The sequence below is a fragment of the Mucilaginibacter paludis DSM 18603 genome, from assembly GCF_000166195.2.
Taxonomy (GTDB): Bacteria; Bacteroidota; Bacteroidia; order Sphingobacteriales; family Sphingobacteriaceae; genus Mucilaginibacter; species Mucilaginibacter paludis.
Genome location: NZ_CM001403.1, coordinates 6,081,842 through 6,105,884, shown reverse-complemented (window position 1 = coordinate 6,105,884; position 24,043 = coordinate 6,081,842). Strand labels below are relative to the sequence as shown.

Annotated in this window: 26 protein-coding genes; 16 read left to right on the top strand and 10 right to left on the bottom strand. The window is 42.4% G+C overall.

The window, feature by feature from the left end; all coding sequences use genetic code 11:
- Positions 1–86 precede the first annotated feature (86 nt).
- Complete coding sequence (locus MUCPA_RS25595; protein ID WP_008510331.1) at positions 87–1,106, top strand: aldo/keto reductase; 1,020 nt, start codon at positions 87–89, stop codon at positions 1,104–1,106.
- 196 nt (positions 1,107–1,302) lie between these two features.
- Here MUCPA_RS25595 and MUCPA_RS25590 read toward each other — a convergent pair whose 3' ends face one another.
- A complete protein-coding gene (locus tag MUCPA_RS25590) occupies positions 1,303–2,316 on the bottom strand; it encodes a threonine aldolase family protein (protein WP_008510329.1) in 1,014 nt (337 codons plus the stop codon).
- Positions 2,317–2,481: 165 nt separating this feature from the next.
- On the opposite strand from MUCPA_RS25590, the gene MUCPA_RS36405 reads away from it, so the two are divergent.
- A complete protein-coding gene (locus MUCPA_RS36405) occupies positions 2,482–3,189 on the top strand; it encodes a hypothetical protein (RefSeq protein WP_008510327.1) in 708 nt (235 codons plus the stop codon).
- 233 nt (positions 3,190–3,422) lie between these two features.
- On the opposite strand, the gene MUCPA_RS25570 is transcribed toward MUCPA_RS36405, so the two are convergent.
- Entirely contained in the window at positions 3,423–3,635 is a 213-nt protein-coding gene (locus MUCPA_RS25570; protein ID WP_008510325.1) for a hypothetical protein, read from the bottom strand.
- Positions 3,636–3,889: 254 nt separating this feature from the next.
- On the opposite strand from MUCPA_RS25570, the gene queG reads away from it, so the two are divergent.
- Entirely contained in the window at positions 3,890–4,816 is a 927-nt protein-coding gene (gene queG, locus MUCPA_RS25565) for a tRNA epoxyqueuosine(34) reductase QueG (RefSeq protein WP_008510322.1), read from the top strand.
- A 3-nt stretch (positions 4,817–4,819) separates the two neighbouring features.
- Here queG and MUCPA_RS25560 read toward each other — a convergent pair whose 3' ends face one another.
- Together MUCPA_RS25560 and MUCPA_RS25555 are read right to left on the bottom strand one after the other, a co-directional pair.
- A complete protein-coding gene (locus tag MUCPA_RS25560) occupies positions 4,820–5,359 on the bottom strand; it encodes a hypothetical protein (RefSeq protein ID WP_008510320.1) in 540 nt (179 codons plus the stop codon).
- Positions 5,360–5,368: 9 nt separating this feature from the next.
- Complete coding sequence (locus MUCPA_RS25555; protein WP_040628052.1) at positions 5,369–6,451, bottom strand: 3'-5' exonuclease; 1,083 nt, start codon at positions 6,449–6,451, stop codon at positions 5,369–5,371.
- A 133-nt stretch (positions 6,452–6,584) separates the two neighbouring features.
- Between MUCPA_RS25555 and MUCPA_RS25550 the strand changes: the two genes are divergently transcribed.
- Together MUCPA_RS25550 and MUCPA_RS25545 are read left to right on the top strand one after the other, a co-directional pair.
- A complete protein-coding gene (locus MUCPA_RS25550) occupies positions 6,585–8,555 on the top strand; it encodes a DUF3858 domain-containing protein (protein WP_008510317.1) in 1,971 nt (656 codons plus the stop codon).
- The gene (locus tag MUCPA_RS25545; protein ID WP_008510315.1) at positions 8,552–10,456 is read left to right on the top strand and encodes a DUF3857 domain-containing protein; all 1,905 of its coding nucleotides are present in this window, start codon (positions 8,552–8,554) and stop codon (positions 10,454–10,456) included. Before MUCPA_RS25550 ends, MUCPA_RS25545 begins: the two co-directional genes overlap by 4 nt.
- A 2-nt stretch (positions 10,457–10,458) precedes the next feature.
- Here the strand turns inward: MUCPA_RS25545 and MUCPA_RS39320 are convergent, their stop codons facing one another.
- Positions 10,459–10,593: a hypothetical protein gene (locus MUCPA_RS39320; protein ID WP_008510313.1), complete on the bottom strand. Its 135-nt coding sequence runs from the start codon at positions 10,591–10,593 to the stop codon at positions 10,459–10,461.
- 286 nt (positions 10,594–10,879) lie between these two features.
- Here MUCPA_RS39320 and MUCPA_RS38375 point away from each other — a divergent pair, with 286 nt between their 5' ends.
- On the top strand, positions 10,880–11,029 hold the full coding sequence (locus MUCPA_RS38375; RefSeq protein ID WP_169316137.1) for a hypothetical protein: 150 nt from the start codon (positions 10,880–10,882) through the stop codon (positions 11,027–11,029).
- 336 nt (positions 11,030–11,365) lie between these two features.
- On the opposite strand, the gene MUCPA_RS25530 is transcribed toward MUCPA_RS38375, so the two are convergent.
- A complete protein-coding gene (locus tag MUCPA_RS25530; protein ID WP_008510310.1) occupies positions 11,366–11,920 on the bottom strand; it encodes a C40 family peptidase in 555 nt (184 codons plus the stop codon).
- A 148-nt stretch (positions 11,921–12,068) separates the two neighbouring features.
- Entirely contained in the window at positions 12,069–14,678 is a 2,610-nt protein-coding gene (gene mutS, locus MUCPA_RS25525) for a DNA mismatch repair protein MutS (RefSeq protein ID WP_008510309.1), read from the bottom strand.
- 489 nt (positions 14,679–15,167) lie between these two features.
- On the opposite strand from mutS, the gene MUCPA_RS25520 reads away from it, so the two are divergent.
- The 10 genes from MUCPA_RS25520 (at position 15,168) to MUCPA_RS25475 (ending at position 22,119) form a co-directional block, all read left to right on the top strand.
- On the top strand, positions 15,168–15,608 hold the full coding sequence (locus tag MUCPA_RS25520) for a hypothetical protein (RefSeq protein WP_008510308.1): 441 nt from the start codon (positions 15,168–15,170) through the stop codon (positions 15,606–15,608).
- 191 nt (positions 15,609–15,799) lie between these two features.
- Positions 15,800–16,780, top strand: coding sequence for a DUF2975 domain-containing protein (locus MUCPA_RS25515; RefSeq protein ID WP_008510299.1), 981 nt, complete (start codon positions 15,800–15,802; stop codon positions 16,778–16,780).
- Between the two features lie 2 nt (positions 16,781–16,782).
- Positions 16,783–16,989, top strand: a complete 207-nt coding sequence (locus MUCPA_RS25510) for a helix-turn-helix domain-containing protein (protein WP_008510296.1) — start codon at positions 16,783–16,785, stop codon at positions 16,987–16,989.
- Complete coding sequence (locus MUCPA_RS25505; protein ID WP_008510295.1) at positions 16,990–17,559, top strand: Crp/Fnr family transcriptional regulator; 570 nt, start codon at positions 16,990–16,992, stop codon at positions 17,557–17,559. It abuts the gene before it with no gap.
- 405 nt (positions 17,560–17,964) lie between these two features.
- Positions 17,965–18,402 (top strand): carboxymuconolactone decarboxylase family protein, encoded by a 438-nt coding sequence (locus MUCPA_RS25500; protein WP_008510293.1) that lies wholly within the window; start codon positions 17,965–17,967, stop codon positions 18,400–18,402.
- Between the two features lie 82 nt (positions 18,403–18,484).
- Complete coding sequence (locus tag MUCPA_RS25495) at positions 18,485–19,033, top strand: hypothetical protein (RefSeq protein WP_040628049.1); 549 nt, start codon at positions 18,485–18,487, stop codon at positions 19,031–19,033.
- 134 nt (positions 19,034–19,167) lie between these two features.
- On the top strand, positions 19,168–19,497 hold the full coding sequence (locus tag MUCPA_RS25490; RefSeq protein ID WP_008510291.1) for a YbjQ family protein: 330 nt from the start codon (positions 19,168–19,170) through the stop codon (positions 19,495–19,497).
- A 98-nt stretch (positions 19,498–19,595) separates the two neighbouring features.
- A complete protein-coding gene (locus MUCPA_RS25485; RefSeq protein ID WP_008510290.1) occupies positions 19,596–20,024 on the top strand; it encodes a hypothetical protein in 429 nt (142 codons plus the stop codon).
- A 166-nt stretch (positions 20,025–20,190) separates the two neighbouring features.
- Positions 20,191–21,240: a tRNA preQ1(34) S-adenosylmethionine ribosyltransferase-isomerase QueA gene (queA, locus tag MUCPA_RS25480; protein WP_008510289.1), complete on the top strand. Its 1,050-nt coding sequence runs from the start codon at positions 20,191–20,193 to the stop codon at positions 21,238–21,240.
- A gap of 159 nt (positions 21,241–21,399) precedes the next feature.
- Positions 21,400–22,119, top strand: a complete 720-nt coding sequence (locus MUCPA_RS25475; protein WP_008510288.1) for a 2-C-methyl-D-erythritol 4-phosphate cytidylyltransferase — start codon at positions 21,400–21,402, stop codon at positions 22,117–22,119.
- Positions 22,120–22,151: 32 nt separating this feature from the next.
- On the opposite strand, the gene MUCPA_RS37905 is transcribed toward MUCPA_RS25475, so the two are convergent.
- The 3 genes from MUCPA_RS37905 to MUCPA_RS25465 all read right to left on the bottom strand — a co-directional run bounded on the left by MUCPA_RS37905 (position 22,152) and on the right by MUCPA_RS25465 (position 23,415).
- A complete protein-coding gene (locus MUCPA_RS37905) occupies positions 22,152–22,298 on the bottom strand; it encodes a lmo0937 family membrane protein (protein ID WP_008510286.1) in 147 nt (48 codons plus the stop codon).
- A 196-nt stretch (positions 22,299–22,494) separates the two neighbouring features.
- Positions 22,495–22,716, bottom strand: coding sequence for a DUF2795 domain-containing protein (locus MUCPA_RS25470; RefSeq protein WP_002996718.1), 222 nt, complete (start codon positions 22,714–22,716; stop codon positions 22,495–22,497).
- A gap of 150 nt (positions 22,717–22,866) precedes the next feature.
- Complete coding sequence (locus tag MUCPA_RS25465) at positions 22,867–23,415, bottom strand: cob(I)yrinic acid a,c-diamide adenosyltransferase (RefSeq protein WP_008510283.1); 549 nt, start codon at positions 23,413–23,415, stop codon at positions 22,867–22,869.
- Between the last annotated feature and the right edge of the window lie 628 nt (positions 23,416–24,043).

Below are 24,043 nucleotides of genomic sequence, written 5' to 3'. Positions count from 1 at the left end.
TTCCACGCCTGTTAACAAAATCATGACTGTCAGATTAAACAAAATCAAAATAATCTCCGTTATCTTCACATCTAACTATTAAAAACATGAAGTACAATTTTTTTGGTAACACCGGATTAATCGTTTCCGAGATCTGCTTTGGCACCATGACCTTTGGCGGAAAAGGTATGTGGGAAGCGATAGGCAAAGTACAACAGGCCGAAGTGAACGAGCTGATGAAGGTTGTGGTAGACTCGGGTATTAACTTTATTGATACGGCCAATGTTTACTCTTTTGGAGAGTCGGAAAAATTATTGGGCCAATCGATCATCGACTTAGGCTTTAACCGCCACGACCTGGTTATAGCTACTAAGGTGCGTGGCAAAATGGGCGAAGGCAAAAACAACGTGGGCCTTTCGCGCTATCATATTTTTCAATCGGTTGACGAAAGTTTGAAGCGCTTACAATTGGATCATATCGATATTCTATATGTGCACGGCGTTGACCCCAAAACACCCATCGAAGAAACGATGCGTGCGCTGAATGATATTGTACTCACCGGCAAAGTGCGTTATATAGCCGTGTGTAACTGGCCTGCCTGGATGGTGATGAAAGCACAGGGAATTGCGGCCTTAAACGGATGGAACAAGTTTGAAGGGCTACAATATTATTATTCGTTATCGAGCCGTGATATTGAGCGCGAAATTTTGCCGATGGCTACCGACCAAAAGTTGGCTGTAATGCCGTGGAGCCCATTGGCAGGTGGTTTCCTGTCGGGGAAATATACCCGAAACAACGAAAAATCAGCCGGATCACGCCGCGATAATTTCGACTTTCCGCCGGTAAACAAAGAAAAAGCTTATGATATTATTGATGTAATAGCTCAGGTTGGCCAACAATACAACGTATCTGCCGCGCAAATCGCATTGGCTTGGGTACGTCAGCAGGCGCCGGTTACCAGTACCATTATTGGTGCTAAAAATGCGGCACAACTACAGGATAACATCAAATCAACAGAGATTACTTTATCTGCGGATGACCTGAAAAAGATCAACGAAGTAAGCGCACTGCCTAAAGAGTATCCGGGCTGGATGGTTGAAAGGCAATCGGCTGATAGGGAGTTGTAGATAGCTGATGGTCGATAGTCGATAGTCGATAGTCGATAGTCGATAGTCCATGGTCCATGGTCCATGGGCAGGGAGTGTCCTGAAACGCTAAGCTATAACAATAGAGGATCACGCAAAGACGCTGAAGGCGCCAAGGTATTAAGCTAAAAAAGCTTGGTGTCTTGGCGCCTTTGCGTGAAATATCGGTTAGTTGATATCAGCTTAAAGCTTTCAAACACGCAACAGCATACTCAACCTGATCAGCATGCACGTCCAGGTGCGTTACAAAACGGATGCGGTGTTTATCGGTACTGTTGGCCTTGATGCCTTTTTCTTCCAATTTCGCCAGAACAATTTCTGCCGGTTCAACGGTATCGAATAATACGATGTTGGTTTCAACGGGCACAACATGGGTAACCCATGATAAACCGGAAAGTTCTCCCGCCAGGATATGCGCATGAGCGTGATCGATCTTCAAACGCTCAACATGGTGGTCAAGCGCGTAAATGCCCGCCGCTGCCAAAAAACCGGCCTGCCGCATACCTCCGCCTAAAACTTTGCGGATACGGCGCGCGTATTTGATGGTAGCCTGATCGGCCAGTAATACCGACCCTACCGGCGCACCCAAGCCTTTGGAAAGGCAAACCGAGATACCATCAAAATACTGCCCATAGCTGGCCGCGCTGTCGCCGGTTTGGGTTAAGGCATTGAATATCCGCGCTCCGTCCAGGTGCAATTTCAGCTTGTGTTGCTTGCATAAGGCGGCAATGGGTTCAATATCTTTTAAGGTATAGCAACTGCCGCCGCCTTTATTAACGGTGTTCTCCAAAACCACCAGGCTGGTATGGGGGTAATGAATATTTTCGGCATTAATTTCGGGCTCAATCATCCCGGCTGTCAGTATCCCGCGCGGAGCGTTTAATAACCGCGTAGATACTGCCGAATTAAAGGCAATTCCGCCACCCTCGTAGCGGTAAACGTGCGCGGTTTGGTCGGCAATTAACTCATCAAGCGGTTGTGTGAAACATTTAATAGCAATCTGGTTGGTCATGGTGCCCGATGGGCAAAGCATACCGGCCTCCATGCCAAATAAACCGGCGAGTTTTTCTTCCAGGGCATTCACAGTTTCATCCTCACCAAAAACATCATCTCCAACTTTGGCAGCCATCATAGCTTCAAGCATGCCGGGGGTAGGTTTTGTTATGGTATCGCTTCTTAGGTCAACGGTCATGGTAATTTTATATTTCAGATTAATTGAGGGGTCAATTTAACAATTTTATTAGCTTTATCGGGCAAATACGATATCATGTAACAAGCAATTTATAAATGATCATCGTAAGCTAACGGCAATAAATTGCTTTTTATTCGTTTAGATGAACAAATATATTGATGTGCTATGAAACCCATTATCCTGCTATTCTTTGTTTTTTTAATGCCTGCTTTAACTATGGCTCAATTTGGCGGCGGAGGGAAATTTATACCGGGCTATTACTACGATATTAATGGCCAAAAAGTACCCGGATTGATCAACAGGTACCCGGCAGGTAAGGGAATTATGAAAAATGAAGGCTTTATTGAATTTAAGGAAGATGACAAGGCCAGGCCACAACGCCTGAGCGCCAGCATGATCCATAGTTTTATAATTGGCCGCGATAGTTTTACCATTGCCATGCCCCCCCGCTACGGCGGCCCCTGGAGTAAAAACGAGCTCGATTTTGTACAAGTAATTGTTGATGGGCCTACCAAATTATATTTAATGTCTGGAGGGAGCGGTGGCAGTGGCGGCGGCCATGGCAGCAGGATAAGGCCCGAATTTTCAACCGGTTTAGGTACCGGCGGTATGGGCATGGGTGGCGGGATAGGCATTAACCTGGGTGGCGGCGGTAGCTCAGGAGGCGGATCGGTGCGTAATGCTTATTATTACGGCGAAACCACAGGTGAAATGGCAGCATTAAAGGCCGAAACTTTTATTGAAGTAATGACAGACGTTATGGGCGATGAGCCTGATGTGGTGGAAAAAATTCGGGCCGGTATTTTTAACGTCGGCAATATGGATGGCCTGGTGAAATATTACAAACAAATTGCAGCGTCGCATAACCGCTAACGCAGCATACAGAAAAATTCAATCTGATTTTCCACCAAGCTATTAAAATTGGCAATTGTAAAAACACCAACAATGGTAAACAAATGGTAATGTATATATCCTGCCTGGGTAAATACCAAACCAGAACAGCAATAAAACACTAAAGACGATAATATATGTAATCTATCAGTCTTGATCAGATGTCCAAATTTAAAGCAGGTTGGCTATTGACCAACCTACAGGTAAGCGATAGCTTAATTATCGTTATCGGGCACAACCGTCTCAACCCTTGGATCGAAATCATCTGAAGGTTTTTTCTCTTGAGTGAAGGCTTGGCTTTTAGCGCTTTCGATAGCCAGGGCAGAATCTCCGGTATTTTCGCCGATGGTGTCGTCGCCGTATCCTGTCACATCATTCCGTGAAGCATCTGCTTCCTCGTTTTCAATTGGTGAATTGTAATTTATCATGATAAAAAATTTAGTTTATTTTTCACAAAACAGTTTACAGCTTAACCCAGCCAGTTGGCACCTAAATTACGGTTCACCCAAAAACATCAACTAAAACACCTCTAAAACCTTCTGTGATAAGTTATTTACAAACTGTAACCTATTATAAAGCTACTACAAAACACACAATAAAATCAACTCAAAGTTTCACATTTTACTTATAAATAGAACAATGTGCTCAATATCATTTAATGCTGAATAATTACCTTTGTATAATGCAAAATACTGCGCTATATACAAAACAGATTAAAAACTGGGCTACCGAACTCGGTTTTCTGTTTTGCGGTATAGCAAAAGCCGAATTTTTAGAACAGGAGGCTCCAAGGCTTGAGAGCTGGCTAAAAAAAGGATTTCACGGCGAAATGCAGTACATGGAAAATCATTTTGATAAACGCCTGGATCCGCGTTTGTTAGTTGATGGGGCAAAATCAGTGATCAGCCTGGGGCTCAATTATTATACTGATGCACAACAGCTTGATAGCGATGCACCGCGAATATCCAAATATGCTTATGGTGCCGATTACCATGATGTGATCAAAAACAAGCTTAAACAATTGCTGCAGCTAATTAACGAACACATTGGCGAGGTAAATGGTCGCGGTTTTGTGGATTCGGCCCCCGTATTGGACAAGGCATGGGCAAAAAAGGCCGGGCTGGGCTGGGTGGGCAAAAACGCTAACCTGCTTAATAAACGAAGCGGATCTTTCTTTTTTTTAGCCGAGCTGATAGTTGATCTGGAATTGAAATATGATATTGAGCCGACCGCAGACCATTGCGGCACCTGCACCCGTTGTATCGACGCCTGCCCTACCGAGGCTATTGTTGGCCCGGCGGTAGTGGATGGCAGCAAATGTATCTCTTATTTAACTATTGAGTTAAAAAACGAGATCCCTGTATTTTTTAAAGATAAAATGGCGGGCTGGATGTTTGGCTGCGATATTTGCCAGGATGTTTGCCCATGGAACCGTTTTTCGGTTTTGCACAATGAGCCCGCTTTTCAGCCACCTCCTGATCTTTTAAGCATGACTAAAGGTGACTGGGATGAAATTACCGAAGATGTATTTAAAAAAGTATTTAAAAGTTCAGCCGTAAAACGCACCAAGTTTACAGGATTAAAAAGGAATATTGATTTTATAAAATAAGAGCTAATTTATTTTAACATATTCTCCCTTTAATCCTCTTAGATACTCAAAAAAGCAATCTATAGGTTTGTATCTTGTTTCAGAGTGAATTAAAATAAGGCTACTATTTTCTTTGAGTAAAACGAATGGGGTAAAAACCTCTGACATAAAAGCTTCCCTATGACTATTTTTTATAGTTCTTAGGGCGCTATTTAGTTTATCAGTCGAATTAAACCCTATTTCAATTATACCCAAAATAATAGTTTCATTTTTTTCGTCGGATGTAATTCCAGAACTACTTGTTTGTAAAAAAGAACACGAGCTAAATATATGAGTTGAGAAATTTTTATTTAAAAACTGGATAGTTTTCTTAGGCGTAAAACTAACATTACTGTAGTTATACCTAATGGAACTATCCAGACACGAGTTTTTAAATTTATTAAGTAGATTTATTATATTTTTCGAAGTACCGTGATATCCGCGATGGTTATCTTTAAGTATTACTTGTGCCTCCAGCGCGTTAAAGGCAGAAAGCAGTAATAAACTCAGTACCATGAATTTCATTAAACTATTTTATTTTCCAAACTTTTGCTTCAGTGCGGCTAACATATCGTTATCAATGGGCTTGGCTTCTTCCTGTTCCTTTGGCCTTTGCTCGTTACGTTGAACAAAGGGCTTGCGGTCGCCTTGATTGGATTTTGGGTTGTAGGGCTTGCGCTCCGGGTTGTTGTGATGAGGCACATATGGCTTCTTCTCCGGTTGTGGCTGCGAAGGATCGGGCACCAGGCCTTGCTGTGGCGATTGCTGAACTGGCGCCGGTGCTGGTTTAGCTTCGGGCTTGTTAGGTTCGCGTTTAGCAATAAAGCGCTTATAAATCTGTTCTAACTTGCGTTTGGTAAACAGCGGGAAATCGCCGTTCATCATCCAGGAGTAGTAACTCGGTTCGGCTTTAAACACATCCTCTACCCTTTTACCTTTATGTTTGCCAAAATTAAACAGCTCTTCTCCGTTCTCGTTATAAACCATTCTTCCGGCAAAATCAACCGGGTTGTTCAGGTTGGTAAATTTGTGCAGGGCCTCTACATCGTTTACTACCGGGGCGCTTTTAACACCTTTTTTATCTTCAAATTCAACGCCTTCGTATTTGGCTACCTGCGCAAGCAAAACTTCCATGGTGGCCCGGGTATCGGCCTCGGCCGAGTGGGCGTTGATAATATCTTTACCACAATAAAATTGATACGCGGCGCGCAGTGTACGCTGCTCCATCTGGTGGAAAATATTTTGCACGTCGATAAAATGGCGTTGCTCAATATCAAACGGATGCCCAACGCGTAAAAACTCTTCCATCAGCATTGGTATATCAAACCGGTTGGAGTTATAACCGGCCAGATCGCTATCGGCAATAAAATCTGAAATTTCGGCTGCCGCGGTTTTAAAAACAGGCGCGTCTATCAAATGCTCCTCGTAGATGCCATGGATCATTGATGATTCAATGGAGATCGGCATTTCGGGGTTGATCTTCCAGGTTTTAACATCGTCAGTGCCATCCGGATTCAACTTAATCACGGATATTTCAACTATGCGGTCAACGCCGATGTTGGTTCCGGTTGTTTCCAGATCAAAAAAAGCTAACGGGCGTTTAAGGTTCAATTTCATTATAATGTTTAAAAAGTACAAAGGTGCTAAAATCCCCAAACTATCAGGAATAAAAAACATTAAATAATCTACTAAAAATAATTGAATATTTATAAAAGAGTATTATTTTTCGTCACTAAATATCACAATCTCCATGAAAAAACTTTTACTCGTTATCACCACTGTTTTGTTGGCGTTAACAACCCATGCACAGAACTTCCCCGAAACGCAATATATTGATAGCGAGATGCAATTAACCAAATATGATAAAGATACCAGTGCGCATGCGGTAGTATTAAAAGAATTTGGAAAAGCCTGGATAAGCAGCAACGACAATATGCCGCTTATTTATGAGTACCACGTTAAAATAAAAATTTTTGATAGCAAAGCATTTAACCAGGGTAACGTTAGTGTGAGGTTATACCATGGCGACAATGATAGTTTTGAAACCATCAGAGATATTAAAGGTGTTACTTTTTACAAGGACGATAATGGTATGATACAGAAGGCCGAGCTCGATCCTAAAAAAGTATACCGGGAAACGATCAATAAGCATCACGAATTAGTGAAGTTTGCATTACCCAATTTACGCGACGGCTGCATTATCGAGTATTCATACGTAACGGAATCACCCTATCGCTTTAACTTTCACAGCTGGGACTTTCAATCTGATATACCAAAAATGTATTCGGAGTACGAAGCCCACATCCCTGCTATTTACGAATATAACATATCCTTACGAGGCTTTTTGAAACTTACCAAAAGTGTATTAGACCTGGAACGGGAATGTTTTAGCTATTACGGTGTTAAGGCTGATTGCACTAAAGCTATTTACGCCATGGAAAATGTACCTGCCTTTGTTGAAGAAGCACACATGACCTCGCCCGCCAATTATCTCTCGGCGGTATATTTTGAACTGGCCGCCATGACCAAGCAAAATGGTATTAAAGAAAAAATAACACAAGAGTGGGGCAGCATTGACAGGGAACTAAAGGCCAATGATTCGTTTGGGAGCCAGATGAAACGCCGCGACTTGTTAAAAGACCACCTGCCTCCTTCTATTTTAATCCTGACGGATACCCTGAGTAAAGCGAAAGCAGTATACGCTTATCTGCAAAAATGGTTCAAGTGGAACAAAATGAGGGGAATTTACAGCGAAGACGGTTTAAAGAAAGCCCTGGATAACCACTCGGCCAATGTGGCGGATATCAATCTTTCGCTTGTGGCTGCTTTAGCTGCCGTGGGGATAAATGCAGAAGCTGTGGTGCTATCAACCCGCGACAATGGCCTGGTTAACAAACTATTCCCGGTGGTGAGCGATTTCGACTATGTAATAGCCAGGGTTAACATTGGTAACAAGCCCTACCTTTTAGATGCTACAGACCCGGTGCTGGCCTTCGGCATGCTGCCTCTGCGTTGTATTAACGACCAGGGACGGGTGATGAGTTTAAACAAACCATCGTACTGGATAGACCTGGTTGAAAATCAAAAATCAACCAGAACATCGTCACTCGACCTAACCTTACAGCCCGATGGTAAAATAAAAGGCACCATCAACACTTATTACGTTGGTTACGCAGCTTATGAAAAGCGACTGGCCATTAAAAAATTTAATTCGGCAGATGAATATATTGAAAACCTGGACGAAAAAAACAACCGGATTAAAATAGTAAAATCAGAAATATTGAACCTGGATAGCCTCGACCTGCCATTGAGTGAGAAACTGGAAGTGGTAATGGATGGTTATAAAAATCTTGATGGCGGTAATTTTACTTTTAACCCGGCTTTTTGGGACCTGGAAACTGAAAACCCCTTTAAATTAACCGAAAGGAATTATCCCGTTGACCTGGGCTCAACAATTGACCATAGGCTAAGCCTGCTCTTTCATTTTCCGGAGAATTTTACGGTAAGCCAGCAACCTAACCCAGTCGGCATAGCGCTTCCTAATAAGGCTGGCAGATTTATAACCAGCATCGAGGTGAGCGGTAATACGATAAGTTATTCGCAAGTAGAGCAGCTTAACAAAGCCATCTATACCCCGGAAGAATATCCGTATTTAAAAGAGCTCTTCAACAAGATCATCCAAAACCAAAAGGCAAACATTGTATTTAAGAAAAACCCATGAGATTTTTTTATTTAATGCTTTTACTGCTGGCCTTAGCCACAACCAGTAAGGCACAGCAAAACTATGATGTAAGCCTGATACCGAAGGAGCTTTTATCACACGCGAGCGCGGTAATTAGAAACGATGAAACCACTTACGAGGTAAAGGATCTGAATAACGTTATCCTTCGTTGTAAGGAAACGGTAACGGTGTTAAACAAAAACGGGGATAACGAGGCTCAAATCACAGTGTGGCATAATCGCCGCAGGCAAATTCACTATATTAAAGGCGCGGTTTACAACGAGTTTGGCAAACTGATGGGCAAATTTGCCGAACGCGATTTTGAAGACCGCAACGTGGCAGATGGATTTTCGCTTTTTGACGACGACAAGATCAAACATTTTAAACCGGCGGTAACCAACTACCCCTACACAGTAGATTACGAATACGAAATTACCTGCAAGCAATCGCTCTTTTTCTCAGACTGGTACCCGGGCCAATCCGTTGGCACCTCGGTTGAGCATAGTAGCTATAAGGTAACCTGTAAGCCCGATTTCAACATCCGCTATAAAGAGATCAACTTTGCGGGTAAGGTGGCAACTACCGAGGCACAGGGTCTTAAAACTTATACATGGGAGATTAACAACCTGAAAGCCTTGCGCGATGAACCCTACAGCCCCACTCACGAAAAATTATTGACTTCGGTAAAAATAGCGCCCGAAAAATTTAGTTATGAAGGCGTGCCAGGATCATTCACCAACTGGAACGAGTATGGAAAATGGATGTACGACAGGTTATTAAAAAACCGGCGCGAAATACCTTTACAAACAGCCGAACATATTAAGGAGCTATCTAAAGACATTAGCGACCCTAAATTAAAAGCCAAGGCTATTTACGAGTACATGCAGCAAAAAACGCGTTATGTAAGCGTGCAAATAGGCATAGGCGGCTATCAGCCTTTTTTAGCAAGCGATGTTGACCAACTGAGTTATGGCGATTGTAAGGCATTGGTTAATTATACACAAAGTTTATTAAGCGTTGCGGGCATTGATTCTTATTATGTATTGGTGAGGTCTGGCAGCCGGAAAGAAAGTGCTTTGCCCGATTTTGCCAGCATGAACCAGTTTGACCATGTGATACTTTGCCTTCCGTTTAAAAACGATACCACCTGGCTGGAATGTACCAGCAAACAAATACCCTTTGGCTACCTGGGCGATTTTACCGACGACCGTAACGTAGTAGCCTGCACACCGGAGGGCGGCAAGCTGATGCATACCCCTGTTTATAAAACAGCGGATAATAAACAAACCCGCAAAGGCACATTCAGCCTCAGCGGCGATGGCGACCTAACCGGAGATATGGCAACCCGCTTTGAAGGCTCGCAATATGAAAACAGGGAAGAACTGGTAAACGAGGCCCGGCAGGAGCAGATTAAAACGCTGAAGGAAATATATCCCATTGAGAACCTCAACATACAAAGCTTTGAACTGAAACAGGATAAAAGCTTAAAACCTGTTACCACCGAAAGCATTAAATTGGAGGCACGTGATTACATTGCCAAAAATGGCGACCGGCTTTTCTTTTCACCTAACATGGCCAGCCGGTATATCAAGCCTATTAAAGATGTAACCAACCGTACAAACGCGGTTTATATTAACAGAGGCTATACAGATCAGGACGAAATTAGCTATACCTTGCCCGAAGGATACAAGGTATCAACCGTGCCCCTTAATATTACCATTGATAAGCCTTTTGGAAAATACCGCGCAAGCACGCAAGTTATTGATAACAAATTGGTTTATAAACGCAGGCTGCAAATAAACGACGGCACCTACAGTAAAGATTTATACCAGGACCTGGTAGATTTTTACCAGCAGGTTTTTGAAGCCGACCGCTACACCATGACCATGGAGAAAAAATAGTTTTAACTTTTAAAATAGCTTACAATAATAATCCCCAGTATAATACCAACAATCATGATCACGTAGAGCATAATCTCGTTACCGGCAAATTTTTTATACTTTGTCCAAAAGGAGTAATCTTGTTTCTGATCGGCCATGGCGCAAAGTTACTGAAAATGTGTGGGACGCAAACAAGGATGACGTTTGAAACTTCATGATCTTCTCCGGTGCAGAGGGAAAGCGCGCAAAAGCCCCACTGCACGGCGGGCCGGGAGCTGGCCTGTGGGCGGGAGGATCGGCCCGATATGCTGCATACTTATCGCGCGCAAAAGGTCCCTCCTCACGTCGGGATGACATGATGGAGAGAAATTTAACATTGATAATCAATAACTTAACAACACTTCATTATAAGTAACGGACCCGACCAACCGAAAAAAAATAGGGATGACGTTTGAACCTCGCAGACTATTAGGTGCAGAAAGAAAAGTGCGCAAAGGCCTGACTGCACGCCGGGCCGGGCTTGGCCTGTGGGTGGAAGGATCGGGCAGTCTTGATTTTTTTGGTTACTTTTTGTATCAAGACAAAACTGCGTAGCAATCATTCACACCAAGAACAAACACAAGTGAATAACGTGACAAGCCCCTTCCCGCGGCGATTGAGCGGGACGATGTTGTCAGTTAAGAATACTGGTTATTAACGCACAAAACATCGCATTGATAACCAAAGATTTACGAAGACACCATCATAAACTGTAATTCATTGATTTGTTTTTCATCAGAAAAGCAGCAAAACAAAATTACGGCTTCAAATTCCACCGGATAAACTAAAAATATTTCACCCACACTATTCGTCATAAAACCAACTAACAACGTGGAATTGAAGTAGCGATAGGCCCTATCAAAATCTAACATTTAAAGATGCGAAAATATGCTACTGCACCGATGCAATAACAGAACCACAGCGTGAAAAATATTTATAAGTGTAAGGGTCGTGCAGTTTAATGATGATCACGCCTTTGGAGGTGCTGGCATGTACCACATAATCATTTTGCAGGTACACGCCCACGTGGCTAAACTTTTTACCATCATAATCCCAGAATACCAGGTCGCCTTCTTGTAACTGGTTTTCATATTTCCGTTTAATTACCGTTACCTGCTGGCTTGTCATCCGCGGAAGCGTAATTCCGTATACTTGCTGCTGTAACTGGTAAACAAAACCAGAGCAATCCGTTCCGCTTTTATCCATGCCGCCAAAATGATAGGGAGTGCCCATCCAGTCGTCAATAAAAGCATACAGGCGCCCGTTCTGAATTTCATCTTTACTTACGCCCATCATTTCAGAATATTTAGCGGCGATAGATTTATCGGCCTTTACCAGCTCTCCGGGCCTGCCCTTCAAAGCAGCTTTCCGCGAATGGCACGATGATAAAACCACCGGAGTAAGTAAAACCAGAATAATAAAATACAGGTTCCGTTTTATATTCATAACCTAAATTTAGGGCTTATGCCTTAACGAATATAGCAGATGTTGTCAACATATCAACATCGGAGGCCCCCCAGCCCCCTAAAGGGGGAGTTTTTGAATAGCATGAACGGTTGATTTTTTTGCTCCCCCTTTAGGGGGCTGGGGGGCCCTAACTTTTAATTACCCTTTGTATCTCATCGAGCTTCATCAGCGCTTCGATGGGGGTAAGCGTATTTACCTCAAGGTTGTTGAGCATATCGCGGATTTTTACCAATACCGGATCATCAATACTAAACATTTGCATCTGTACTGCCTGTTTCTGTACCTTTTTAATACTCTCTTTAATACTCTCGCCCCCTGTACGTTCAGCTTCCAGCTTTTTTAAAATTTCGTTGGCACGGCTCAATACCCGCGGCGGCATACCGGCCAGCTTGGCCACGTGGATCCCGAAACTGTGTTCGCTGCCGCCCGGAACCAGCTTACGCAGGAAGATGATTTTATGCCCAACCTCTTTAACAGTAACATTAAAGTTTTTAATACGATGGAAGCTATTGGTGAGCTCGTTCAGCTCGTGGTAGTGGGTAGCGAATAATGTTTTGGCTTTGGCCGATGGATGATTATGCAGATACTCGGCAATGGCCCAGGCAATGGAGATACCATCATAGGTGGATGTGCCACGGCCAATTTCATCCAGTAAGATCAGGCTCCTGTCGGATAAGTTATTGAGGATGCTGGCCGTTTCGTTCATCTCCACCATAAAGGTTGATTCGCCCGACGATAAATTATCGGACGCCCCTACCCTCGTAAATATCTTGTCCACCAAACCTACGGTAGCCTCTTTAGCGGGCACAAAGCTCCCCATCTGTGCCATTAACACAATTAAGCCGGTTTGCCTTAACAGGGCCGATTTACCGGCCATATTGGGCCCGGTAATGATGATGATCTGCTGCGAATCCGAATCCAGGTATACATCGTTGGTGATGTACTCCTCCCCTAATGGTAAATTTTTCTCAATCACCGGGTGGCGGCCACCTTTAATATCAATGATGCTACCTTCGTTAATGTCCGGCTTTACATAGTAGTTTTTGATGGCAATGGTAGCAAAATTGAGCAATACATCCAGCTGCGCCACCAATTGCGCGTTTAACTGTATGGGCTTAATATATTGCGTGAGCTCATAAAGCAACTCATTATACAGTCGGGTTTCCAAAGCCAGTATTTTTTCTTCGGCACCTAATATCTGCTCCTCGTACTCTTTTAGCTCGGGCGTAATATAACGCTCAGCATTCACCAGCGTTTGCTTGCGGATCCACTCGGTGGGCACTTTATCCTTATGGGCATTGCTTACTTCCAGGTAATAGCCAAATACGTTATTAAAAGCCACTTTAAGCGATGGTATACGGGTAATTTCGGCTTCGCGTTTCTGTATTTCAAGCAGATAGCCTTTGCCGCCAAATGCTATCTTACGCAGGCGGTCCAACTCCTCGTTAATACCCTCGGCAATCACACCGCCTTTGATAATCATCACCGGCGGATCGGCCTGCAACTCCTTTTCAATCTTTTCGCGGATGAGCACACAGGGGTTCAGCTGCTCGCCAATGGTTCTCAACGCGGCACTCTCGCTTTGGCTGCAAATGCCTTTTATTACATTGGTAGCTGCCAGGGCTTTTTTGAGCTGAACAACTTCGCGCGGGTTGGCTTTTTGCAGGCCTATTTTGGATATCAAGCGCTCCAGATCGCCAATCTGGCGGATCTGCTGTTTCAGCTCTTCTTTGAGCTCCTCGTGCGCTATCAGGTATTCAACAACGTTCAGCCTGTCTTCAATCGGTTTTCGCTCTTTCAGTGGCATTACAATCCAGCGGCGCAGCATCCGCGCTCCCATGGGCGAGCAGGTATGGTCGAGCACATCAACCAGGGTAACCGCGTTATCATTATGCGAGCCTATCAGTTCGAGGTTACGGATGCTGAACCTATCTAACCACAGATATTTCTCCTCCTCAATCCTGCCGATGGCAGAAATATGCTGCAGGTTTTTATGCTCGGTTTCGTTTAAATAATGCAGCGCCACGCCCGCGGCTACAATGCCCAGGTTCAGTTTTTCGATACCAAAGCCTTTTAATGATTTTACCTCGAAATGCTTTAACAAGGTTTCTGTGGCATAGTCGCCGGTATAGGGCCATTCGTCAAGTGCGTAGGTATAAAAGCGGTCGCCAAAGGTTTCTTTAAAACTGGCATTCCTGTTTTTGGGGAAAATCACCTCGCTGGGGCTAAAACTTTGCAACAGTTTGTCAATATAATCGCTGTTGCCCTGTGCGGTTAAAAATTCGCCGGTTGATATGTCCAGCAAGGCGATGCCAATTGTATTTTTCTCGAAATACAGCGAAGCCAGGTAATTATTACTTTTTTGCTGAACGATATTGTCGCCATAAGCCACGCCGGGAGTTACCAACTCGGTAACGCCACGCTTAACAATGGTTTTAGTGGTTTTTGGATCTTCTAACTGATCGCAAATGGCTACCCGCTGCCCGGCCCGTACCAACTTGGGCAAATAAGTATCCAGCGAATGGTGCGGAAAGCCAGCCAGTTCGATGTGTGTAGCAGCGCCATTGGCGCGCTTAGTTAATACAATGCCTAATATACCCGATGCCTTGATAGCATCTTCGCCAAAAGTTTCGTAAAAATCGCCTACGCGGAACAGCAGCAACGCACCCGGATGTTTTGCCTTTATCGTATTGTACTGCTGCATTAAAGGCGTTTCCTTAATAGCGGTATGTGCCAAATTATATCTCCTGAATTATTAAAACGGTAAAGTTAAACGATTGCTACCGAATTGGCGGTGGTGTTGAAAAAATTACCTTTTGTTAATATTATTTTCACAAAACTTAACTTACCAAGCAGCTATAAACCCTCTTTTACTTATTAAGCAAAAGGCAACAAACCTTTCAGGTTCCTTTTTTTTAAAGGCCAAGCGTCGGGGCTACCTCATCCCCCTAAAAGCATCGCGAAGTACCTAACTTTCAGCAACACATTTTGATATCAAAAATGCCATCAAACTGCAATATCGTTAATGTAAATTAAATGAAAAAGTGACTAACATCATAAACTTATATGACTAATATTCAATCCATTAAATAATCAACCAAGTACTTTTATATCAATAAAGGCATCAAAATCAAAACTAAAAATTTCAACAAGCCAATCAAAATAGGTAACCAAATTTGTATATTTAGATCGCAATCAAACATCACATTTCAACAAATTATCCATCATGGAAAACACCACAGCAACGCGGGTTAATGTTCAGGAAGAGCCTTATCTACAGCAAATTTACATCGAAACAGGCCATTGGTTAAACGATATGTCGTTTTACGATGATGAAATCCGTTTCCTTAAAGCCGTGCTCGACAAATACTTTATTTTGTTGCTTAGCGATGAGCATGTAAACCGTGTACAATTGATCAGCGCCCATCTTGGTAAAACAGACGTGATTAAAAGCCTGATTAAGGACGAAATATTAAAGCATCGCGAAAACCTGGATGCGACATTGAAAAACAGCGTGCCCAACCGCGAGGATTTTTTAGCGTTGGAACATACCCGCCTGCGTGATGAGTTGACAGAAATGACCAGGAACTTTAAAGACGTTAAACACGAAATTTTTAAGATAAGCGAAGTGGCTATCAAAAGCGAGAAGCTTAGCAATTTAGCCTAAGCAATATACATCCAAACAAAATGCCCGGTATTCTGACAGATGCCGGGCATTTTGTTTATATAGTAAATGGATATCACTCAGTAAAAAAAGTTTAATTTATTGATATTCGATAAATATTTTACTATTATCAATAATTAATCATTCCTTTGTGATACAAACCAACACGATTAATTATTAAACAAACTGATCAGATGAAAATCGAATTAAACACTAACCTGCTGGTTAATATCGTCATCATTATGTACGCAATTTTTGTCGCATCTACCTTTGCAATGTTATACACCTGGGGCAGTGTTAAAGGTACAGCCAGCAGCGACGAAACAAGCAGTTGGATTGAAAATTTAAAATCTATAGATGAACAACTACCCGACAGTATCCCTTATCGCAAATACCTCCAGCTCAGGGACAGCATCAAGATGGTTCGCGCGTTAAAAAACGGCTATAATCTGGCCGGTGGAAGCGCCCAAATTGGATACATCATTGGCACCTACGATAGTTATCTTTTTTGTGATACCTGCACCTTAAAGGGATACTGGCATAAGGTGTTTGATACTAAAGATAAACCCATGCAATATTATATCATTTTACCTGGTTGGAAATTAAAAGCAGCCAAAAGCAACTTGCTGTCTCCCGATTCTGTTATCTTCTATGTAGAAAACAACAAAGCCTACATCCGCAAGTTAGTAACAGACTCAGTGATAAAAACCAAAACCGGGGCCATCAATACGCATCTGCACGAGGTGGATGAGCCTGTTAAATTTAGATACAATCAAAAATGCCTGATGATTCCGGTGAGTAAGTTCACAAAAAACCTATTGGATAAAGTACTGACGGGCTGCGGCATCTTGTTCGGTTTATACCTGCTTTATTTAGTTGCCGCTTTTTTGAAATTTATTATTGACCTTTCAAAAGGTCTTTCGTTTACCACAAACAATATATTTCGATTGAAGCTTATCGCTGCCAGTTTACTGATTTATCCGGTAGGTATGATATGCCTTGTTTTAATCATGAGGTTAATATTCCATCAGTATTTTACAGCCGATGTTGTATTGAATAATGAGATTTGGAGCAGCTTATGGAAAATTATAGGCTTAGGAATTATATTTTTGCTGTTGTTCCGTGCTTTCAGGCAGGGGAAGCTTTTAAAAGAAGAACAGGACTTAACCGTTTAGCCATGCCGATAGTAGTTAATTTAGATGTGATGATGGCCCGGCGAAAAATGTCGTTAACGGAACTGAGCGAAAAAGTGGGCATTACTATGGCCAACTTATCCATCCTGAAAACAGGTAAGGCCAAGGCTGTGCGACTGGAAACCCTGGAAGCGATATGCCGGGTTTTAAACTGCCAGCCCGGTGATATATTTGAATTTGTAGCCGAGTAAATGTACAACAGCTTAATTGAACACATCAACAAATTTGCACAGCTAAATGCAGAAGAAGCTGAATTGATTACCAAATCCGTCAGCTTAAAAATCATTAAAAAAAAGGATTTTTTATTAAAGCCCGGTCAGGTTTGCAAATCCAATTACTTTGTAATTAAAGGCTGTTTGCGGCTATATTTTATTAACCGTAAAGAAACCGAGCATATTACCCAGTTTGCCATCGAAAACTGGTGGATAACCGATCAGGATAGTTTTGACCATCAGCTCCCATCAGATAATTACCTCCAGGCGGTTGAAAACACCACAGTTATTGTTCTGGAGAAGGCGGTGCTGGATGATCTTTTTATCCGTGTGCCCCAGTTGGAACGTTATTTCCGCCTAATTTTACAAATGGTTTATACCGCTTGGCAACGGCGCATTAAATATATTTATAACCAAACCGACGAAGAACGCTACCGCCTATTTAGCCAGCGCTTCCCTGAGTTTATGCAACGTGTACCTCAATACATGATTGCCTCGTACCTGGGTTTTACGCCGCAGTTTTTAAGTAAGATAAGGGCGAAGAAGTGAGTTTTTTTTTGGTAGGTGGTCCATAGTCCATAGTCGATGGTCCATAGCGAGGACTGTTTATAGAAAGATGTATGTTATGGTTGGCCGATGCTCTAAATTAAGAATACTGATTATTTAATGCAAAAAGACGTATTGACAATCTGTGCAACTGATATGCTGCATACTTACGGCGCGCAAAAGGTCCCTCGTACCTCGGGATGGCATAATGGAGAGAAATTCAACATTGACAATCAACAAATTAACAGAACATCATTATAATTTATAATATCGCAGTTAAAATCCCATGGACTATCAACCATGGACCATCGACTATGGACCATGGACTAAAACTCCATTTCTTAATCCTGATTCATTTTTTCTGCCCCTGCTATTGCTCAACTTTGTTTCAACAAAACAGAAAATATCATGAGCAACAGAATTAACATTGCTAAACTTGAACCAGCCGCTTACCAGGCGATGATGGGTTTAGAAAACTACCTTGGCCATACCTCCCTTAAGCCGGCCCATAAAGAGTTAATTAAAATAAGAGCATCGCAAATTAACGGCTGTGCGTATTGCATCAACATGCACACCAGGGAAGCACGCCACGCAGGCGAAACCGAGCAACGCATTTACGCCCTGAGCGCCTGGCGCGATGCCCCGTACTTTAGCGAGGAAGAAGAAGCTATACTGGCCCTTACCGAAGAGGTTACACTGATTACCCAAAGAGTATCTGACGAAACCTACCTGCGGGCGGCAAGTCTTTTCGATGAGCATTACCTGGCGCAAATTATCATGGCCATTGTGGCCATCAATGCCTGGAACAGGATCAGCGTAAGCACCCGGCTTGAACCTGAAAAATAAATAGTTAAACACATAGCAGGCCCTAACTCCTGCTATGTGTTTTATCAAAAATACTGGCACGATATATGACCTCTACCAGGGCATGAAACCTTCCATCAAAAGAACGTCAGACTTTGTAAAGCATAACCTTGAAAACCTCTCGCACGAGGGGTTTAAAAAGATATTTGATAACATTAACCTTTACGGGATTAAAAAAAGTGTTGACCGTAGAGGGATAGACGGCTTTATTAACCATTGTGCCAGGCTGGCAGCCGGAACCGGTGTTTTAGCGGGCAGCGGCGGGGCGTTAACCATGATAGCCAGCATCCCCATAGATGTGGTTAACAACATCACCCAGCAATTCAGGGTAACGCTGGCCATTATATACCATAACCGGGGCACCTACCAAATTACCTTTGAAGAATTTATGGCCATTGTGGCTACATCAATGAAGGTGGAAGCCGGCATGGCCATTACCAAAACAATGCTCGAAGAAATTGCCGAAAAACTTTTACTCAAAATGGGCTCTAAAACCGCAGGCCGGTTAATACCCGTATTTGGCGCCGTTATTGGCGGCTCTGCCAATTACCTATTTATCAAAGGCGTAGCCGAATCGGTTAAACGGCTGGGGCTGGGTTACCAGGTTGAGTAAATGACGCCTTAATTTTTTTACACTTTTAAATCCTTCGCCCTTGCCAATATTATTGTAACAATCGCCATTCTTATTTATCTTAGGTTTAGTATAAAATCTACACCAAAATAAAGATCGCTAAATATCATCAAGTTATGGATTATTCGTTAATTACCACCAGCATCAGTTTAGAAGGTTATAAAGTTGTTAAAAACTTAGGCGTTGTACGTGGCATCACGGTGCGCAGCCGGAGCGTTGTAGGCAATGTAGCAGGTAGTATACAATCGTTGTTTGGCGGCAGGCTATCCATCTACGTGGAGCTTTGCGAACGTGCCCGCGAAGAAGCATTTCAATTATTAATACAGCATGCCGAAGAAAGAGGCGCCAATGCCATCATCAACGTGCGGTACGATGCCAACGAAATTATGAACGGCATAACCGAGGTACTGGCTTATGGTACAGCCGTATTTGTAGAGAAAGTATAAGAAAAGGCAGCGAAACACTTTAGCCGCAAGGCTTGGTTGTTAGATATTTTTTAAACTAAATACGTTAACTGCTGTTCAGGGTATAAAGCAACCTGTGTATGAAAGTTCTGAGCCTGTTTTTATTTTTAATGCTGACGCTGATTTGCTCCCATAACCTATCGGCCCAGGCGATACAAACCCAAACACCAGATACCTCGAGGCAAAATATATACCTGGTACACTTCCCCAAAGGAAAACAGCGGGTTAATGTAGGCGCATATATGCTGGGCCTGGCACATCCGGTAACCTTTATTGTAAAAGTAAAGCATGGCAAAACGTTAAATGCATCCATCAGGGAACTGAGCGACAAAGGCAATATCCGCATCAATCAAATTATTATGCCTGATGGATCCTCCGATGGGCCGTTTTCCAAAACCGTAAAATATCCCATTCAACATAAAGGCACCTATAAAATAATAGCCGGCGGCAGCAATATGCAGGGCGACGACTGGAAGGGCGCCTTTAACATGCGGATCAGCATTCAGTAATTGATGCTGAAAAAAGCAAAACAGAGCCCAACGATAGTAAATAGTTTTAAACCAGAATGCTCTATTTTTGTTACTTGTATTACAACATTAATATCGCCTATAATATATTTAGCTTATGTACAAATTAATTCGTACATTTGCGCCCTAAAAATCTTTTTTTTACAACATGAAATTATCCCAGTTTAAATTCAATTTACCAGAGTCGTTAGTGGCTCATTCGCCGTCAGAAAACCGCGATGAGTCCCGTTTATTGGTTTTACACCGTGATTCAGGAAAAATTGAACATAAAATATTTAAGGATGTTCTGAATTATTTTGACGATAAAGATGTAATGATCATCAATAACACAAAGGTTTTTCCTGCCCGTTTATACGGCAACAAAGAAAAAACCGGAGCTACTATTGAGGTATTTTTATTACGCGAACTGAATAAAGAATTACGCTTATGGGATGTTTTGGTTGACCCTGCCCGTAAAATACGCGTAGGCAATAAACTTTATTTCGGCGATGATGACCTGCTGATTGCCGAGGTTGTTGATAATACTACATCCCGTGGCCGTACCATCCGCTTTTTGTTTGACGGCACCGACGAAGAATTTAGACGCAATGTTGAAATTTTAGGAGAAACACCACTACCTAAATACATTAAGCGTAAAGCTACCGAAGAAGATAAAGAACGTTACCAAACCATATTTGCTAAAAACGAAGGTGCAGTTGCAGCACCTACTGCAGGTTTACACTTTAGCCGCGAGTTAATGAAGCGCCTTGAATTAAAAGGTGTTGAATTTGCCGAAGTTACCCTGCATGTTGGCTTAGGTACCTTCCGCACGGTTGAGGTTGAAGACCTTACCAAACATAAAATGGACTCGGAGCAGTTTATTATCGAACAAAAGCAAGCCGACATCGTAAACCGGGGCATTGAAAACAAAAAACGTATTTGCGCCGTTGGCACAACCTCCATGCGTACCATCGAATCGGCAGTATCTGCCAACAAAACATTAAAGGCCGCTAACGATTGGACAAGCAAGTTCATCTTCCCTCCATACGATTTCAGCATAGCCAACAGCATGATTACCAATTTCCATACACCTGAGTCAACTTTATTAATGATGATTTGCGCTTTCGGCGGATATGAAAACGTAATGAACGCTTACGAAGTTGCTGTTAAAGAAAAATATCGCTTTTACAGCTACGGCGACGCGATGATGATTATTTAAGATTTGAGTATTGAGATTTGCGTAGTGCGTATCGAGATAAGAAATTATTGAACCAAGCAGCAATGAGTATTGAGATCCGCGTATTGCGTATTGAGATAAGAAATTATTGAACCGAGCAGCAATACGCATTGAAGTGGGAAATAACTGAACTAAGCAATTGTGACAGAAAATAATCGCACTACGCAATACTCACTACGCAATACCCATCATTACGCCATCATTGTAGCCGGTGGATCGGGCAGCCGGATGAAATCGGCACTGCCTAAGCAATTTTTGTTACTCAATGGCAAACCGGTGTTAATGTACACCATCGAAGCTTTTTACAATTGCGACGTTCAACCTGCCATCATTATTGTTTTGCCGGCAGATTATCACGCTTATTGGCAACAGCTCTGTAAAGATCACGATTTCAGAATACCACACCACTTGGTTAATGGCGGCGAAACCCGCTTCCATTCTGTTAAAAACGGACTGGACCTGATTGAAGATGCCGACGCTGTGATTGCTATTCACGATGCAGTAAGGCCCTTGACAGATTTATCCACCATTGCCTACTCTTTCCGTTATGCGGAGCAGCATGGCAATGCTATCGTGGCCGTACAAAGCCGCGATTCCATCAGGCAATTAAAAAACACGGTATCTACAGCTTTACTGCGAGATGAGATCTACCTGGTACAAACACCTCAAACCTTTCAATCCGCTTTATTAAAAGAAGCCTACCGGCAAGATTACCAGGCCGATTTTACCGATGATGCCAGCGTTGTAGAGCGCTTAGGCGTTAATATCCACATGATACCCGGAAATTATACCAATATCAAAATCACCTTTCCCGAAGATATCGCCGTTGCCGAAATGCTTTTAAAGCAAAAAAGCCACTAAAAGTGGCTTAAGTTGATTTTTAATATCAAAAATCAGGCTCTGCGTATTACACCCAGCAGAAGTGCGATAATGGCTATAACCAATAAAATGTGAATAAGGCTACCTGCCGAATAAACAAATGCTCCAAGTGCCCATCCTATAATCAGGATGACAGCTATAATATACAATAGACTTCTCATGATGGTATTTTTATTTTTTTAGTTTGATTGATTAATATATTCGGATAATAACCAAAACCATTCCAAAATGCCATCACAAAATCTTATAAAAAAAATAAAGGCACCTGCTTGGCGCAAGTGCCTTTAAATTAAATCAAATTTGCTTTTTATGTTCTAAACTTAACAAAAAGTTTATTTAATTAACAAATTCAACCAATCAATATTCATCCTCATTAAAAAAGAAATCATCTTTTGTAGGGTAATCAGGCCATATTTCCTCTATATTTTCATACGGCTCGCCGTCATCTTCCAATGCCTGCAGGTTTTCAATAACCTCCACGGGCGCGCCCGACCGTATAGCATAATCAATTAACTCATCTTTAGTTGCGGGCCATGGTGCATCTTCTAAATGCGAGGCTAATTCAAGTGTCCAATACATATTTTTAAACGTTTTTCTGTAAATCTATACTTTTGCAAAAGTATAATATTTTTAAATTGATTATCAAATTATTTTTTCATCAATTTTAATCAAATTATTACACCCAATTAAAATACTGATAATTAACAAACTACAACAATTTATATGGTGTTAAACCCGGGGTATCCATACGCTTTCGGCAATTTGTTGCTCATTCCCTACCTTCCGCGACAGCGTAAATAAGTAATCGCTCAACCTGTTTAAATAGATCACCACCTTCTCTTCAACAAAACTATTCTCGCCGAGTTGAACGGATAAGCGTTCGGCCCTGCGGCATACACACCTCGCAATATGGCAAAAAGATACCGCATTACTACCTCCCGGCAAAATAAAATGACGCAGCGCGGGTAATTCATTGTCCATGCGGTCAATCTCCTTTTCGAGCAATTCAATATCCTCATCGTGGAGGTCGGGTATTTTCATTTTCGACTTGTCCGGATCTGACGCCAGGCTGGCACCGATGGTAAACAAACGATCCTGCACTTCTTTTAAAATTACCCGGTGAGCCTCTGCAATGTCCTGATAGCGTATTAAACCGATATATGAGTTTAACTCATCCACAGTTCCGTAACTCTCAATCCTTAAGTGGTGCTTGGGTACCCGGGTACCACCAATTAACGATGTAAGGCCCTTGTCGCCGGTTTTGGTATAGATCTTCATGCTGATACAAATAAAAATTATTTCAGGATGTTTTTATCAGGTGTTAATAATTTTTTTTTGCAATATTGACTGAAAATTTGTTCCCTGATTATCAACACCCTATATCTTTATAAGTAAAAACCCGGTAAACCCCAAAAAAACAGGAATACCGTTTGAAAAGCATCTTAAACTATGTCATTGAGGAACCCACCGGGCCTCACCCCGTAAAAAACAGGGATGACGTTTTAACCTGACAGATTTTTTGGTGCAGAGGCAAAAGCGGGCAAAGGCCCGACTGCACGCCGGGCCGGGAGCTGGCCCGTGGGCGGAAGGATCGGGCAGTCTTGACGTTATTCACCTTTTGTTTGTTTTTTCAAGGTGTTCATGAGCTCCCTTCGGTCGGTATTTGGTTCTTTTTGTGTCAAGACAAAATTGCGATAGCAATCATTCACACCAAAAACAAACACAAGTGAATAACGAACAAGCCCCTTCCCGCGGCGTTTGAGCGGGCCGATATTGTAGATTAAGAATACTGATTATTGGAGCAAACATAGCACGTGCGCCCAATATGCTGCACACTTATCGCGCGCAAAAGATCCCTCTTCCCGCCGGGATGACATAATGGAGAGAAATTCACACTGACAGTCAA